12 protein-coding genes are annotated in these 14686 nt (G+C 61.9%); 9 read left to right on the forward strand and 3 right to left on the reverse strand.

The annotated features are described in order from the left end of the window. Window positions 1-31: 31 nt before the first annotated feature. From PMI24_RS27250 to PMI24_RS27260, 3 genes are all read right to left on the reverse strand, one after another. Window positions 32-1933, reverse strand: a complete 1902-nt coding sequence (locus PMI24_RS27250) for a PhoX family protein (protein WP_007959833.1) — start codon at window positions 1931-1933, stop codon at window positions 32-34. Between the two features lie 69 nt (window positions 1934-2002). Further along, window positions 2003-2767, reverse strand: a complete 765-nt coding sequence (locus PMI24_RS27255) for a TOBE domain-containing protein (RefSeq protein ID WP_007959836.1) — start codon at window positions 2765-2767, stop codon at window positions 2003-2005. A gap of 58 nt (window positions 2768-2825) precedes the next feature. After that, window positions 2826-3566 (reverse strand): ComF family protein, encoded by a 741-nt coding sequence (locus tag PMI24_RS27260; protein WP_007959838.1) that lies wholly within the window; start codon window positions 3564-3566, stop codon window positions 2826-2828. A 91-nt stretch (window positions 3567-3657) separates the two neighbouring features. On the opposite strand from PMI24_RS27260, the gene bioB reads away from it, so the two are divergent. The 9 genes from bioB to PMI24_RS27305 all read left to right on the forward strand — a co-directional run bounded on the left by bioB (window position 3658) and on the right by PMI24_RS27305 (window position 14611). Beyond that, entirely contained in the window at window positions 3658-4713 is a 1056-nt protein-coding gene (gene bioB / locus PMI24_RS27265) for a biotin synthase BioB (protein ID WP_007959840.1), read from the forward strand. Window positions 4714-4873: 160 nt separating this feature from the next. Beyond that, window positions 4874-6052, forward strand: coding sequence for an 8-amino-7-oxononanoate synthase (gene bioF / locus PMI24_RS27270; RefSeq protein ID WP_007959842.1), 1179 nt, complete (start codon window positions 4874-4876; stop codon window positions 6050-6052). Beyond that, the gene (locus PMI24_RS27275; protein WP_007959850.1) at window positions 6045-6776 is read left to right on the forward strand and encodes an alpha/beta fold hydrolase; all 732 of its coding nucleotides are present in this window, start codon (window positions 6045-6047) and stop codon (window positions 6774-6776) included. Before bioF ends, PMI24_RS27275 begins: the two co-directional genes overlap by 8 nt. Beyond that, on the forward strand, window positions 6769-7575 hold the full coding sequence (gene bioC / locus PMI24_RS27280; protein ID WP_007959852.1) for a malonyl-ACP O-methyltransferase BioC: 807 nt from the start codon (window positions 6769-6771) through the stop codon (window positions 7573-7575). The genes PMI24_RS27275 and bioC overlap by 8 nt, the downstream gene beginning before the upstream one ends. Beyond that, a complete protein-coding gene (gene bioD / locus PMI24_RS27285; protein ID WP_007959854.1) occupies window positions 7572-8252 on the forward strand; it encodes a dethiobiotin synthase in 681 nt (226 codons plus the stop codon). Before bioC ends, bioD begins: the two co-directional genes overlap by 4 nt. Before the next feature lie 106 nt (window positions 8253-8358). After that, the gene (locus PMI24_RS27290) at window positions 8359-8655 is read left to right on the forward strand and encodes a hypothetical protein (protein ID WP_007959856.1); all 297 of its coding nucleotides are present in this window, start codon (window positions 8359-8361) and stop codon (window positions 8653-8655) included. 275 nt (window positions 8656-8930) lie between these two features. Then, window positions 8931-10736, forward strand: a complete 1806-nt coding sequence (locus PMI24_RS27295; protein ID WP_007959857.1) for a phenylacyl-CoA dehydrogenase — start codon at window positions 8931-8933, stop codon at window positions 10734-10736. A gap of 260 nt (window positions 10737-10996) precedes the next feature. Then, the gene (locus PMI24_RS27300; protein ID WP_007959859.1) at window positions 10997-13111 is read left to right on the forward strand and encodes a cytochrome-c peroxidase; all 2115 of its coding nucleotides are present in this window, start codon (window positions 10997-10999) and stop codon (window positions 13109-13111) included. Window positions 13112-13321: 210 nt separating this feature from the next. Further along, window positions 13322-14611, forward strand: a complete 1290-nt coding sequence (locus tag PMI24_RS27305) for a GGDEF domain-containing protein (RefSeq protein WP_007959861.1) — start codon at window positions 13322-13324, stop codon at window positions 14609-14611. The last annotated feature ends 75 nt before the right edge of the window (window positions 14612-14686 follow it).

The following is a 14686-nucleotide window of genomic DNA, read 5'->3' on the forward strand; positions in this document are numbered from 1 at the left end:
AGCGCACGGGAACGATCAGAGCGTCGTCAGATCAGGCGCCGACGATCCCGCCATCCTCACGGGTAATCGCCATCACCGATGAGCGTGGCTTGCCGTTCGGCAGGTGCTCGGGGAAGGTCGAACCGCCGTTCTCGCCCGGGTGCTGAATCCCGACGAACAGGGTTTTCTGATCCGGCGAGAAACTGATCCCGGTGACTTCACAGCCGATCGGCCCGACCATGAACCGGCGAATCTCACCGGTCGCAGGGTCGGCGCAGAGCATCTGGTTGTTGCCCATCCCGGCAAAATCACCAGCGTTGCTCGAATCGCCGTCGGTGAGAATCCACAACCGTCCGGCCTTGTCGAAACCGAGGCCGTCGGGGCTGTTGAACATGTTCTGCGGGGTGATGTTCGACGAACCGCCCTTCGGCGTACCTGCATGCACGCCCGGGTTGCCGGCGACCACGAACAGATCCCAGGCGAAAGTCTTCGCTGCGTGATCGTCGCGGTCGGTGCGCCAGCGCAGGATCTGCCCGTAGACGTTCTTCTCGCGCGGGTTCGGCCCGCCCACCGGTTGGCCGTCTTCGCCGCGCTTGGCGTTGTTGGTCAGGGTGCAATAGACCTGGCCGTCTTTCGGGCTGACCACGATCCATTCCGGACGGTCCATGCGCGTGGCGCCGACCACACTGGCGGCGAGACGTGCGTGAATCAGCACTTCGGCCTGATCGGCGAAACCGCTGCTGGCGTCGATGCCGTTCTTGCCGTGGGTCAGTTCGATCCACTGGCCCTGGCCTTTCGGGTGATCCGGGTTGCCGTCGCCGGCATCGAACTTGGCCACGTACAGCGTGCCGTGATCGAGGATGTCGCGGTTGGCCTTGGCGTTGCGGTGGTTGATCTTGTCGCGGCTGACGAATTTGTAGATGAACTCGCCGCGTTCGTCGTCGCCCATGTACACCACGGCGCGACCGTCATCGGTCTCGGCCAGTGCGGCGTTTTCATGTTTGAAGCGGCCCAGCGCGGTGCGTTTGACCGGGGTCGATTGCGGGTCGAACGGGTCGATTTCCACGACCCAGCCGTGACGGTTGAGCTCGTTCGGGTTCTTCGCCATGTCGAAGCGCGGATCGAACGGGTGCCAGTTGATCTCGCGGCTGGCGGCCGACACGCCGTAGCGCTTCTGCGCCGGGTCGAACTGTTGCTGGGCGTTGCTGCTGCCGAAGCAGTCGGTGAAGTTCTCTTCGCAGGTCAGATAGGTGCCCCACGGCGTCTTGCCGTTGGCGCAGTTCTGGAAGGTGCCGAGGACTTTCTTGCCGTGCTTGTCGGCGCTGGTTTTCATCAGCTCGTGACCGGCGGCCGGGCCGCTGATGCGCAGCGGCGAGTTACCGTGGATGCGCCGGTTGTAGCGCGAGCCCTGGACGAACTGCCACTGGCCGTTCTTGCGTTGCACCTCAATCACCGACACGCCTTCACAGGCCAGGGCCTTGCGCACGTCCTCGGCCGATTGCGGCATGCCGCCGTGCGGATAGAGGTAGCGGTAGTTGGTGTATTCGTTGTTGATCGCCATCAACGCGCGGTTTTTCTCGCCCGGGAATTCGAACAGGCTCATACCGTCGTTGTTGTCGCCGAACTGCACTTCTTGTGCAGCCGCTGTGCCGTTGCCGCTCGGGTCGAAGGCCGGGCCGTTCTTTTGCAACGGCTGGCCCCAACTGATCAGTACCGACGACTTGTAGCCTTTGGGCAGGCTGATGACGTCGGTGGTGGCCGCCGGAATGCTGTCGAAGCCGAGCAGACGGCTGTTACCGGCGCTGACACTGGCGGCCAGCACGCTGCGGCTCAGCAGGTTGCCGCCGAGGAACATCGCCGCGCCGCACAGCGCGCCGGCGCTGATGAAACCGCGACGGCTCAGGCCGACCATTTTTTCCAGGTCTGTGGATTGGTTTTCTTCTAATAGGCTCACATCAGGCTCCCTGCATGGTTTTGGCAGCCACCTTAATGCGGGTCGATGACGCTTTCGTTGCAGCGTCGTTTAGAGCGGTGTTCCGAGCAGCACATTAGACGGGGAAAACTGCACTTGCACCGCTTGCTCGACCGTCAGGCCACGAGTGCGCAAGTCCAGCGGTTCGGCCAGCGCGCACAGGGTCTGGCCATTGGGCAGGGCGATGCGCACTTCGCTCGGGCCGTCTTCGGCATCGAGAATCGCCTCGATCCGACCGCTCAGAAGGTTGTGGCCGACGGCGGGCGTGGCCTCTGGCGCGAGCAGTTCGAGCCAGCCGGCCTTGATCAGCGCCACCACTTCGGTGCCCGGTTGCAGCTCCAGGTGCACGGTGCTGTCGTGGGTGATCTGTGCCTCGATCGACAGACCTTCGGCGAGTTCGAGGCGGATCAGGTCGTTGCGGCCCTGACCCTCGATCAGCACGACTTTGCCGTGCAACTGATTGCGCGCGCTGGTCCTGAGCATCAGCCGACCGAGCAGGTCCAGATCGCTGGCGTCCTCGGCCGCTTCCAGCACCTGGGCCTGCAAGGCTTGCAGCTTTTGATAGAGGCGCAGCACCCGCTCGCCTTCGCTCGACAGTTTGGCGCCACCGCCACCCTTGCCGCCGACCGCTCGCTCGACCAGCGGTTTCTGCGCGAGGTTGTTCAGCTCATCGATGGCATCCCACGCCGCCTTGTAACTCAGGCCGGCGCTTTTCGCGGCGCGGGTGATCGAACCCTGTTCGGCGATGTGTTGCAGCAAGGCGATGCGCTGCGGACGGCGGACGATGTGCTGGGACAACAGAGAGGGCAGGGACATGGCGGACGCTTTGTGCTGAAAGGTTGAGGGAGGACGTTGGCGGCTCGAGGCGTATCCGTCAAGCCGCGTCGCCGGGTTTTGGCGTGCGGGCCAGGCAGTAAACATCCACCCGCGCGGCGCCGGCGTCCATCAGCAACCGGGCCAGCGCCTGGGCGGTGGCGCCGGTGGTCAGCACGTCGTCGACCAGGGCCAGGTGCCGGCCTTGCACCTGGGCATCGGGGCTCAAGGCGAAGGCGTGACGCAGATTGCGTTTACGCGCTTTGGCGTTGAGGGCCTGCTGGGCGTCGGTATCCTGCACGCGCAAAAGGCTGTGTTCCTCGCAAGGCAGGTCGAGTGACTTGCCCAGCCACTGCGCCAGCATCGCCGCTTGATTGAAGCCGCGTTGGCGCAGGCGTTTCGGTGCAAGTGGAACCGGCAGCAGGGCGTCCGGGCGAGGCAGGTCTTCTTCGAAGCGATGTTGCAGGAACTCGCCGAGAACGTCGGCGAGCAAGTGGCCAAGCGGCCATTTGCCGTTGTGCTTGAAACGGGTGATCAGCGTGTCCACCGGAAAGCCATAAATCCAGGGCACAGCCACTTGCTCAAAGGCCGGCGGATCCTGCAGGCAGCCACCACAAGTCAGGCCGTCAGCGGGCAAGGGCAGGGCGCAGGTCAGGCACTGATCGCCCAGCCACGGCAGATCGGTTTCGCAGGCGGTGCAGATCGGGATTTGCGCGTCTGCCGGTTCGTCGCACAATAAACAGCGTTGTTTGTTTTTTAACCAGATGTAAACCGGCCGTTCGTAGTGTGGTTGACAGCGCATGACTCTTCCTTAAATATGCCGAACATCCGTGTCGTGCCTGTGGGTATTCCGTTTCCCCAGGCGCCAGCCAAGCATAACCAAGGAATCGCCCATGAGCGCCAGCACCACTGCCACCCTGCGTCACGACTGGACTTTGGCCGAAGTCAAAGCACTCTTCGTTCAGCCATTCAACGACTTGCTGTTCCAGGCGCAGACGGTGCACCGCGCGCATTTCGACGCCAACCGCGTCCAGGTTTCCACCCTGCTGTCGATCAAGACCGGCGCCTGCCCGGAAGATTGCAAATATTGTCCGCAGTCCGGTCACTACAACACCGGGCTGGAAAAAGAAAAGCTGATGGAAGTGCAGAAGGTCCTCGAAGAGGCTGCCCGCGCCAAGGCCATCGGTTCGACCCGTTTCTGCATGGGTGCGGCGTGGAAGCACCCGTCGGCCAAGGACATGCCGTACGTGCTGAAGATGGTCGAAGGCGTGAAGGCCATGGGCCTGGAAACCTGCATGACCCTCGGTCGTCTCGATCAGGATCAGACCGAAGCACTGGCCAAGGCCGGGCTCGACTACTACAACCACAACCTCGACACCTCGCCTGAGTTCTACGGCAGCATCATCACCACCCGCACCTACAGCGAGCGCCTGCAAACCCTGGCCTACGTGCGTGACGCGGGGATGAAAATCTGCTCCGGCGGCATTCTCGGCATGGGCGAGTCCCTCGATGACCGCGCGAACCTGCTGATTCAGCTGGCCAACCTGCCGGAGCATCCGGAATCGGTGCCGATAAACATGCTGGTAAAAGTTGCCGGCACGCCGCTGGAAAACGCCGACGACGTCGATCCGTTCGATTTCATCCGCATGCTTGCCGTGGCGCGCATCCTGATGCCGCAATCCCACGTGCGCCTGTCCGCCGGCCGCGAAGCGATGAACGAGCAGATGCAGGCCCTGGCCTTCTTCGCCGGCGCCAACTCGATCTTCTACGGCGACAAACTGCTGACCACCGCCAACCCGCAGGCCGACAAGGACATGCAACTGTTTGCACGTCTGGGCATTCAGCCGGAAGCCCGCGAAGAGCACGCCGACGAAGTGCATCAGGCTGCCATCGAACAGGCGCTGGTGGAGCAGAAGAGCAGCGAGCAGTTCTACAACGCGGCGGTGTAAAAAACTGCGCGGATTCCTCTGAAGGAATGCAAACCCCTGTGGGAGCGAGCTTGCTCGCGAAAGCGGTGCTTCAGTCGACATTGATGTCGGATGTGAAGGCCTCTTCGCGAGCAGGCTCGCTCCCACAAGGGATCTGTGTCACTTGAATGTCGAGGCTTGCATGTCTTTCGATCTCGCCGCACGCCTTGCTGCCCGTCGTGCCGAAAATCTCTATCGCCAGCGCCCGCTGCTTGAAAGCCCGCAAGGGCCGGAAGTGGTGGTCGACGGTCAGCCGTTGCTGGCGTTCTGCAACAACGATTACCTGGGCCTGGCCAATCATCCGCAAGTGATCGAAGCCTGGCGCGCCGGTGCGTCGAAGTGGGGCGTCGGCGGCGGTGCTTCGCATCTGGTGATCGGTCACAGCGGTCCGCATCACGCACTGGAAGAAGCCTTGGCCGACTTAACTGGACGGCCGCGTGCGCTGTTGTTCACCACCGGTTACATGGCCAACCTTGGCGCGGTCACCGCATTGGTCGGGCAGGGCGATACGGTGCTGGAAGACCGGCTCAATCATGCCTCGTTGCTGGATGCCGGCCTGTTGTCCGGCGCGCGATTCAATCGTTATCTGCACAACGACGCCGACAGCCTCGCCAAGCGTCTGGAGAAAGCCACCGGCAATACGCTGGTGGTCACTGACGGCGTGTTCAGCATGGACGGCGACCTCGCCGATCTGCCGGCGCTGGCCCGGGAAACCAAAGCGAAAGGCGCCTGGCTGATGGTCGACGACGCCCACGGTTTCGGCCCGCTGGGGGCAAACGGTGGCGGGATCGTCGAGCATTTCGGTTTGAGCCAGGAGGACGTGCCGGTGCTGGTCGGCACGCTCGGCAAAGCGTTCGGTACGGCTGGCGCCTTTGTGGCCGGCAGTGAAGAGCTGATCGAAAGTCTGATCCAGTTCGCCCGCCCCTACATCTACACCACCAGCCAGCCACCGGCGCTGGCCTGTGCAACGTTGAAAAGTCTGGAACTGCTGCGTAGCGAGCACTGGCGTCGCGAGCATCTGCAGACGCTGATCCGCCAGTTCCGTCACGGCGCCGAACAGATCGGCCTGGAGTTGATGGACAGCTTCACGCCGATCCAGCCGATCCTGATCGGCGATGCCGGCCGCGCCGTGCGTCTGTCGCAGATGCTGCGTGAGCGTGGGCTGATGGTTACCGCGATCCGCCCGCCGACCGTGCCTGCCGGCAGCGCGCGGTTGCGGGTGACGCTGACCGCTGCCCACAGCGAGGCGCAGGTGCAGCTATTGTTAGAAGGACTGGCCGATTGCTTTGCGCAACTCAAGTCGGAGCCAAGCCATGCGTGATCGCCTGATTCTGCTACCGGGTTGGGGGCTCGGCGTTTCGCCGCTGGAGCCGTTGGCCGCTGCGTTGCGCGGACTCGACGAACACCTGCAGGTCGATATCGAGCCGCTGCCGGAACTGGACTCCAGCGATCTGCAGGACTGGCTCGACGAACTCGATGAGCGCATCCCCGAAGATGCCTGGCTCGGCGGCTGGTCGCTGGGCGGCATGCTCGCTTCCGAGCTGGCGGCGCGGCGTGGCGAACATTGCTGCGGCTTGCTGACCCTGGCGAGCAATCCTTCGTTTGTCGCCCATGAACAGTGGCCGAGCGCGATGCCCGGCGAGACCTTCGATGCGTTTCTGGCCGGCTGCAGCGCCGACCCGCGCACGACTCTCAAGCGATTCTCTCTGCTGTGTGCCCAAGGCGCGCAAGATGCGCGTGGCTTGTCGCGGCTGTTGCTCGGCGGCGCGCCGAATACCTCGCCGGCCACGTTGATGGCCGGTCTGGAATTGTTGGCGCAGATCGATACGCGCGAAGCCTTGCAGGCGTTTCGGGGCCCGCAATTGCATCTGTTTGGCGGACTGGACGGGTTGGTGCCGGCGGAGGCTGCGGGCGAGTTGTTCGCGTTGCTGGCAGATGTCGAAGTTGGTCTGATCGAGCAGGCCAGCCATGCGTTTCTTCTGGAAGACCCCCATGGTGTGGCCGGCGCGATCCAGGCGTTTTTAAGTGAGTGCGGTGATGACTGATTTGTCTGTTGCGGCGTTGCCCGGCGGCTTGCCTGACAAGCGCCAGGTCGCGGCTTCTTTTTCTCGCGCAGCGGCCAGCTACGACAGTGTCGCCGAGTTGCAGCGCGATGTCGGTACGCAGTTGATGAATCGCTTGCCGGCGGATTTTCGGCCGGCATGCTGGCTGGATCTGGGCTGCGGCACCGGGTATTTCACTCGGGCGCTGGCCGAGCGATTTGGTGAGGGGCTGGCGCTCGATATCGCTGAAGGCATGCTCAATCACGCGCGGCCGTTGGGCGGGGCCACACACTTCATTGCTGGCGATGCCGAACGTTTGCCGTTGCAGGATTCGACCTGCGATCTGATCTTCTCCAGCCTCGCCGTGCAGTGGTGCGCGGACTTCGAAGCGGTGCTCGCCGAAGCGTTTCGGGTGCTGAAACCGGGGGGGATTTTCGCGTTTGCTAGTCTTTGTGTAGGGACGCTGTACGAATTGCGCGACAGCTGGCGTCAGGTCGATGGCCTGGTGCACGTCAACCGCTTCCGCGAGTTCGCCCGCTACGAGCAATTGTGCGCAGCCAGTGGTTTGCGCAATGTTTGTCTGGAGAACCGGCCGCATGTGCTGCATTACCCGGATGTGCGTAGCCTGACCCATGAACTCAAGGCCCTGGGCGCGCATAACCTGAACCCTGGCCGGCCGGGTGGATTGACCGGACGGGCGCGGATTCTGGGGCTGGTCGAAGCCTACGAGCAGTTCCGTCAGCCGCAAGGCTTGCCGGCGACTTATCAGGTGGTCTACGCCGTGTTGGAGAAACCCTTATGAGCGCAGCCTATTTCATCACCGGAACCGACACTGACGTTGGCAAGACCACCGTCGCCGCCGGGTTGCTGCACGCTGCGCGGTCGGCGGGGCTGAGTACGGCGGCGGGCAAACCGGTGGCGTCCGGTTGTGTGGTGACGCCCAGAGGTTTGCGCAATTCCGATGCGCTGGCGTTGCAGGCCGAATGCTCGTTGCCGCTGACGTATCAACAGGTCAATCCGGTGGCGTTCGAGCCGGCGATCGCGCCGCATCTGGCAGCGCGTGAGGCGGGTGTGGCGCTGACCGTGCAATCGTTGCTGGCGCCGATGCGCGAGATTCTGGCCATGAACGCCGACTTCACGCTGATCGAAGGCGCTGGTGGCTGGCGGGTGCCGTTGGCGGATCAGGACAATTTGTCGGATCTGGCGATTGCGTTGAAGTTGCCGGTGATTCTGGTGGTCGGCGTGCGTCTTGGGTGTATCAGCCATGCATTGCTCACCGCCGAAGCGATCGCTCGTGACGGGCTGCAACTGGCCGGTTGGGTGGCGAACATCATTGATCCGAAGACCTCGCGGCTGGAGGAAAACCTGGCGACACTGGCCGAGCGGATTCCGGCACCGTGCCTGGGGCGGGTGCCGAAACTCAAAGCCGTCAGCGCTGAAGCGGTCGCCGATCACTTGCAACTGGATCTGCTCGACTGATTTTGGCTATGACAAGGCACTGTGCCATTAGTGTTTTTGACGGGTGTTTTTCTGACGCCTCTGGTTCAATGGCACCCATTGATCCTTCCCAAGGATGAGAGCTCCCATGGAAATCTCCGGAAACACAGCTTTTTATGCAGGTCTGAGCACCATTCAGACCGGGCAGAACCGCGTCGATCAGGCCGCCAGCCAGATCGCCAGCAGCACCATCGAGCGTTCGGTCACCAGCCAGTCTTCGGAAGTGCAGGTCGATCGTCTGCGTTCCGTGGATCGCGCCCAGCAATCGGACCTGGCGAGTAACATGGTCGAGATGGCCCAAGGCAAGTTTCAGGCGGAACTGGGCGTGAAAGTCGCCAAGGCTTCCGATGAAATGCTCGGTACGATCATCGATACATTCGCCTGATTTTTTGATCCGCGCTTTGCCAGACGCCGCGACTGTTCGCGGCGTTTTTCGTTGTAAGTCCTTCTCCCTCAACTAATCTTTTTTCAGTGCACATGGCCCGGTCGGGCGCATGTCGCGCTGCTGTGTCCGGCGTTCGGAAAATGTGATGACGAATGGCAAAAGAACGACGCTTGACAAGATTTCGGCGTAAACGTATGTTTCAAACAACTGTTTGACCGTCACAACAAATCAACGCGGTCGTTCATTCCCGGTTACATCAGCAGAGGTTTATCGCTATGCCTGACTACAAGGCCCCCTTGCGTGATATTCGCTTCGTTCGTGACGAACTGCTCGGCTACGAAGCGCACTATCAGAGCCTTCCAGCGTGCGCAGACGCAACGCCGGACATGGTTGACGCCATTCTCGAAGAGGGCGCCAAGTTTTGTGAGCAGGTGCTGGCACCGCTGAACCGCGTGGGTGACACCGAAGGCTGCACCTGGAGCGAGTCCGGCGTGAAAACCCCGGCCGGCTTCAAAGAGGCCTACAAGCAATTCGTGGAAGGCGGCTGGCCAAGCCTGGCCCATGACGTCGAGCACGGCGGTCAGGGTCTGCCTGAGTCGCTGGGTCTGGCAGTCAGCGAGATGGTCGGCGAAGCCAACTGGTCGTGGGGCATGTACCCGGGCCTGTCGCACGGCGCGATGAACACCATCTCCGAGCACGGCACCCCAGAGCAGCAGGAAGCCTATCTGACCAAACTGGTCTCCGGTGAGTGGACCGGCACCATGTGCCTGACCGAGCCGCACTGCGGCACCGACCTGGGTATGCTGCGCACCAAGGCCGAACCTCAGGCCGACGGTTCCTACAAAGTTTCCGGCACCAAGATCTTCATCTCGGCCGGTGAACACGACATGGCCGACAACATCGTCCACATCGTGCTGGCCCGCCTGCCGGACGCACCGGCCGGCACCAAAGGCATCTCGCTGTTCATCGTGCCGAAGTTCATGCCGAATGCTGATGGCACCGTCGGAGCACGCAACGCCGTGACCTGCGGTTCGATCGAACACAAGATGGGCATCCACGGCAACGCGACCTGCGTGATGAACTTCGACGGCGCGACCGGTTTCCTGATCGGCCCGGCGAACAAAGGCCTGAACTGCATGTTCACCTTCATGAACACCGCACGTCTGGGTACCGCGCTGCAAGGTCTGGCCCACGCTGAAATCGGCTTCCAGGGCGGCCTGAAATATGCTCGCGATCGCCTGCAAATGCGTTCCCTGACTGGCCCGAAAGCGCCGGACAAGGCCGCTGACCCGATCATCGTTCATCCAGACGTACGCCGCATGCTGTTGACCATGAAGGCATTCGCCGAAGGCAACCGTGCGATGGTGTACTTCACTGCCAAACAGGTCGACATCGTCAAATACGGCGTGGACGAAGAAGAGAAGAAGAAAGCCGACGCACTGCTGGCCTTCATGACTCCGATCGCCAAAGCGTTCATGACCGAAGTCGGTTTCGAATCCGCCAACCACGGCGTACAGATCTATGGCGGCCACGGCTTCATCGCCGAGTGGGGCATGGAGCAGAACGTTCGCGACAGCCGCATCTCGATGCTGTACGAAGGCACCACCGGCATCCAGGCACTCGACCTGCTGGGCCGTAAAGTGCTGATGACTCAAGGCGAGGCTCTCAAAGGCTTCACCAAGATCGTCCACAAGTTCTGCCAGAACAACGAAGGCAACGAAGCCGTCAAAGAGTTCGTCGCACCGTTGGCTGCACTGAACAAAGAGTGGGGCGAGCTGACCATGAAGGTCGGGATGGCCGCCATGAAAGATCGCGAAGAAGTCGGCGCGGCCTCCGTGGACTACCTGATGTACTCCGGTTACGCCTGCCTGGCCTACTTCTGGGCCGACATGGCGCGTCTGGCTGCTGAAAAACTGGCTGCCGGCACCAGCGACGAGGCGTTCTACACCGCCAAGCTGCAAACCGCGCGGTTCTACTTCCAGCGCATCCTGCCGCGTACCCGTACGCACGTGGCCACCATGCTGTCGGGCGCCAACAACCTGATGGACATGAAAGAAGAAAACTTCGCACTGGGCTACTAAGCCTTAACGCGGTCTTTCGAAGAACCGCTGCTCCTTCGGGGGCAGCGGTTTTTTTGTGCCCGGATTTCCCCAATCCCGGGGCTGATTCCCCAGCATTGATGAAGTCATTGCTCAGCCGAACCCCTGCGGTTATTGATTCAAAATGTTTCCAGAAGAGTGGCCAATTAATTGCACTGCCCGATTTACCGGTGCTAACCAGAACTGCCTGCTCAAAGAAGCAAGACGCCCGGCACTTAACAACAACAGTCAGGGTGAAGCCTATGAACATCAGTCGACTCGCTCGTTTGACCTTCTGGTTACCCATCGCGCTTTCAGTCCACAGCGCATGGGCCGCCGACCCCGTCGAAGTCGATCCTCCCGTGCCGGAGGTTCCTTCGCTGCAATCGTTGCGCGGGATGGTGCCCCCCGATCCGTCCGGGACCGAAGGTGGACGCAAGGTCGATCTGATGACCGACTACGTGCTCAATCGCCAGGCCGCAATCCTGCTGGGCAAGGCGTTGTTCTGGGACATGGAGATCGGCAGCGATGGCTCCACGGCCTGTGCGTCCTGCCACTACCACGCCGGCGTCGACCACCGCATCACCAACCAGCTCAACCCCGGCCAGGCGCACACCAACGCCAACGTCGCGTCGATCTTCAACAAACCGTTTGTGGCGTCGGACATTCCCGGTGATGTGGCGTCCTACGCGACGTTGTCCGGCGGCAAGGGCGGCCCGAACTACACGCTGAAGAAAACCGACTTCCCGACCCACGTGCTGAGCAATCCTCTGGAGCGCAACTCGCCCATCGTGTACTCGACGGACGATGTGGTCGGCTCGCAAGGCGTGTTCGACGCCAACTTCGTCAAACCCAATCAGCCGCGTTTCGACAAGTGCACCCAGCAGCCGGACGGCCTGTTTCAGGTCGGCGGCATCAACGTTCGCCGCAGCACCGGACGCAATGCGCCGTCGGTGATCAACGCCGCGTTCAACGTGCGCAACTTCTGGGACGGTCGGGCCAATAACGTGTTCAACGGTTTCTCGCCGTTCGGCAATCGCGACCCGGATGCCGGGATCTACGTGACCAGCGAGCGCAGCACGGTCGCCACCAAAGTCCGGCTGGCGCTCAACGATGCGTCTGCCGCCTCGCAAGCCGTCGGCCCGCCCGGCAGCCCGGTGGAAATGTCCTGCGGTGGCCGTACCTTTGCCGACATCGGCCGCAGGATGCTCGACACGCTGATGCTCAAGCAGCAGCGGATTTCGTCCACCGACTCGGTACTGGCTCCAGTATCCGGCGCACGGCGCCCGACTTATCGCGAGCTGATCAAGAACGCCTTCCAGCCCCGGCTGTGGAACGCCACGCAAAACGTTCTGGTGGGCGGTGCGCCGTACACCCAGATGGAGGCCAACTTCCCGTTGTTCTTCGGCCTGGCGATCCAGATGTATGAGGCGACGCTGGTGTCCGATCAGGCGCCGATCGATGCCTACCTGCAAGGCGACCATACGGCGATGAACGCGCAACAGGTCGAGGGCATGAACCTGTTTCTCGGCAAGGGCAAATGCGTCAATTGCCACGGCGGCCCGGAGCTGACCAACGCCGCCAGCCGCCTGCTGATGCATCCGCGCGAACGCATCGAACGGATGGTGATGGCCGACAACCTGACCACCCTTTACGACAACGGCTTCTACAACACCGGTGTGCGCCCGACTTCGGAAGACCTCGCCCTCGGCGGCGCGGATGCGTGGGGCAATCCATGGTCGTTCACCCGTCAGTACAACAGCGTGTTGCAGGGCGGCCGTTCGGTCGATCCGCTGGACGTCGATGTCTGCACGTTCGAGGCGCCGTTGAGCGCGGCGATTCCGTGCGATGCCACGCTCAAACCAAATGTTGGTTTCCGCGATTCGGTCGACGGCGCGTTCAAGACCCCGACCCTGCGCAACATTGCCCTGACCGGCCCGTACTTCCACAACGGCAGCCGCTCGACGCTCAAACAGGTGATGGAGTTCTACAACCGTGGCGGTGACCGGCGCGGGGAAGACGCCAACAACACCAGCGGCTTCGAGCATCCGGCGGTGAACCAGCACAACACCTCCAACCTCGATCCGGACATGACGGCGTTGAACCTGACGCCTGCCGAAATCGATGCCGTGGTGAAATTCATGGAAGTCGGCCTGACCGATCCGCGCGTAGCCTGGGAGCGCGCACCGTTCGATCATCCATCGCTGGTGATCCCACAGGGCCACATCGGCGACGAGAATGCCGTGACCCAGCGCCCGGCCAGTCCGAAAGTCACGACACGTCAGGCGATGGACGCATCGCTCAATCTCAAGCCTTACGGTGCTGAAGGCCGGCCGGCGGCAGAGGGGCCATTGCAGCCGTTCTACAACGATCTCTGAGCAGAAAAACTCACCATGGCCATCAAGAATGATGGCCATGGTGGCCGCCTGGCGGCCATTTCGCAAAAAACCTGACTAAATTCCTCAGCAACCGCAGATTTCAGCCGTTAAAGAGACAGCCTGTGATCTGGATCACATTGTGTGTGCTTAACTGGCCATATTGCAGGCACAATGCCATCTCTTTGCCATGACGGGTCGGAGCTTTTACCCTTGCCGCGTTCTTCCGCTGTACGTTTCAGTCATTTCCTACCTTCACTGCTGTTGTTGCTCGCGGGGTTGGCGGCTGCGTACGTCAAAGACCTCAACGTGTTCTTCACCTCGCTGTTTAACGTGTTGCCGACCCTGGTGCTGCTGTTGGGCGGTTCGTACTGTGCGGTTTACCGACGCCAGCGCGAGCTGTTTCTGATGGTCACGGTGTACATCGCCTACTTCCTGCTCGATACCCAGACCGACTATTACCGCGACAACGGCAAGGTGCGCGAAGACGCGGCCGTGGTGTTCCATCTGGTCTGCCTGCTATTGCCCTTGCTGTTCGGGCTGTTCGCCGCGTGGCAGGAACGCACGCACCTGTTTCAGGACATGGTCGCGCGCTTCGCCGTGCTGCTGGCATTTGGCAGCGTGGCGCTGGGGCTTGAGCAAAGTTACCCGCAGGCGTTGCTCATGTGGCTTTCCGAAATCCGCTGGCCAGCGCTGCACGGCGCGTGGATGAGCCTGATCCAGTTGTCGTATCCGGTGTTCATCTCGGCGTTCCTGCTGCTGGCCTGGCAATACTGGCGCAACCCGCGTCCGCTGCACGCGGCGCAACTGGTAGGGTTGCTCGGGGTGTTCTGGATGCTGCCGAAAACCTTCATCCTGCCGTTCACCCTGAACATCATGTGCAGCCAGGTCATGCTGATGATTGCTGCAGCGGTAGCGCATGAGGCTTATCAAATGGCCTTCCGCGACGAACTCACCGGCCTGCCGGGCCGCCGTGCACTCAACGAGCGCATGCAGCGTCTGGGGCGCAACTATGTGCTGGCGATGAGCGACGTCGATCACTTCAAGAAATTCAACGACACCCACGGCCACGATGTAGGTGACCAGGTCCTGCGACTGGTCGCCAGCAAGCTGTCCAAAATCAGCGGCGGCGGTAGGGCTTATCGCTATGGCGGTGAGGAATTCGCCTTGGTGTTTGCAGGCAAGACTCTTGAAGAGTGCATGCCGCACCTGGAAGTCATTCGCGAGTCGATTGCGTCCTACAACATCCAGCTGCGAAATCAGGAAAGCCGCCCGCAGGATGATCAGCAGGGCCGTCAGCGTCGCTCGGGTTCGGGCGCGTCCAGCGTATCGGTCACGGTCAGCATCGGCGTGGCCGAACGTCTGGAACAGCGCACCCCGGAAGAGGTGCTGAAATCCGCCGACCAGGCGCTCTACAGCGCCAAGGGCGCGGGGCGAAACTGCGTGATGGCATTCGGGCAGAACCGCCGTGGCGCGGTGCGCATGGACAACGCCGCAGGTTGAGTGATGACGGCGCATTCAGCGTCTGGACAGTGATTGTGGGGCAGGGTGGCCGGCAGTAGGTTGAAGCAATCTGCT

This window comes from Pseudomonas sp. GM25 (genome assembly GCF_000282255.1).
GTDB classification, from domain to species: Bacteria; Pseudomonadota; Gammaproteobacteria; order Pseudomonadales; family Pseudomonadaceae; genus Aquipseudomonas; species Aquipseudomonas aphyarum.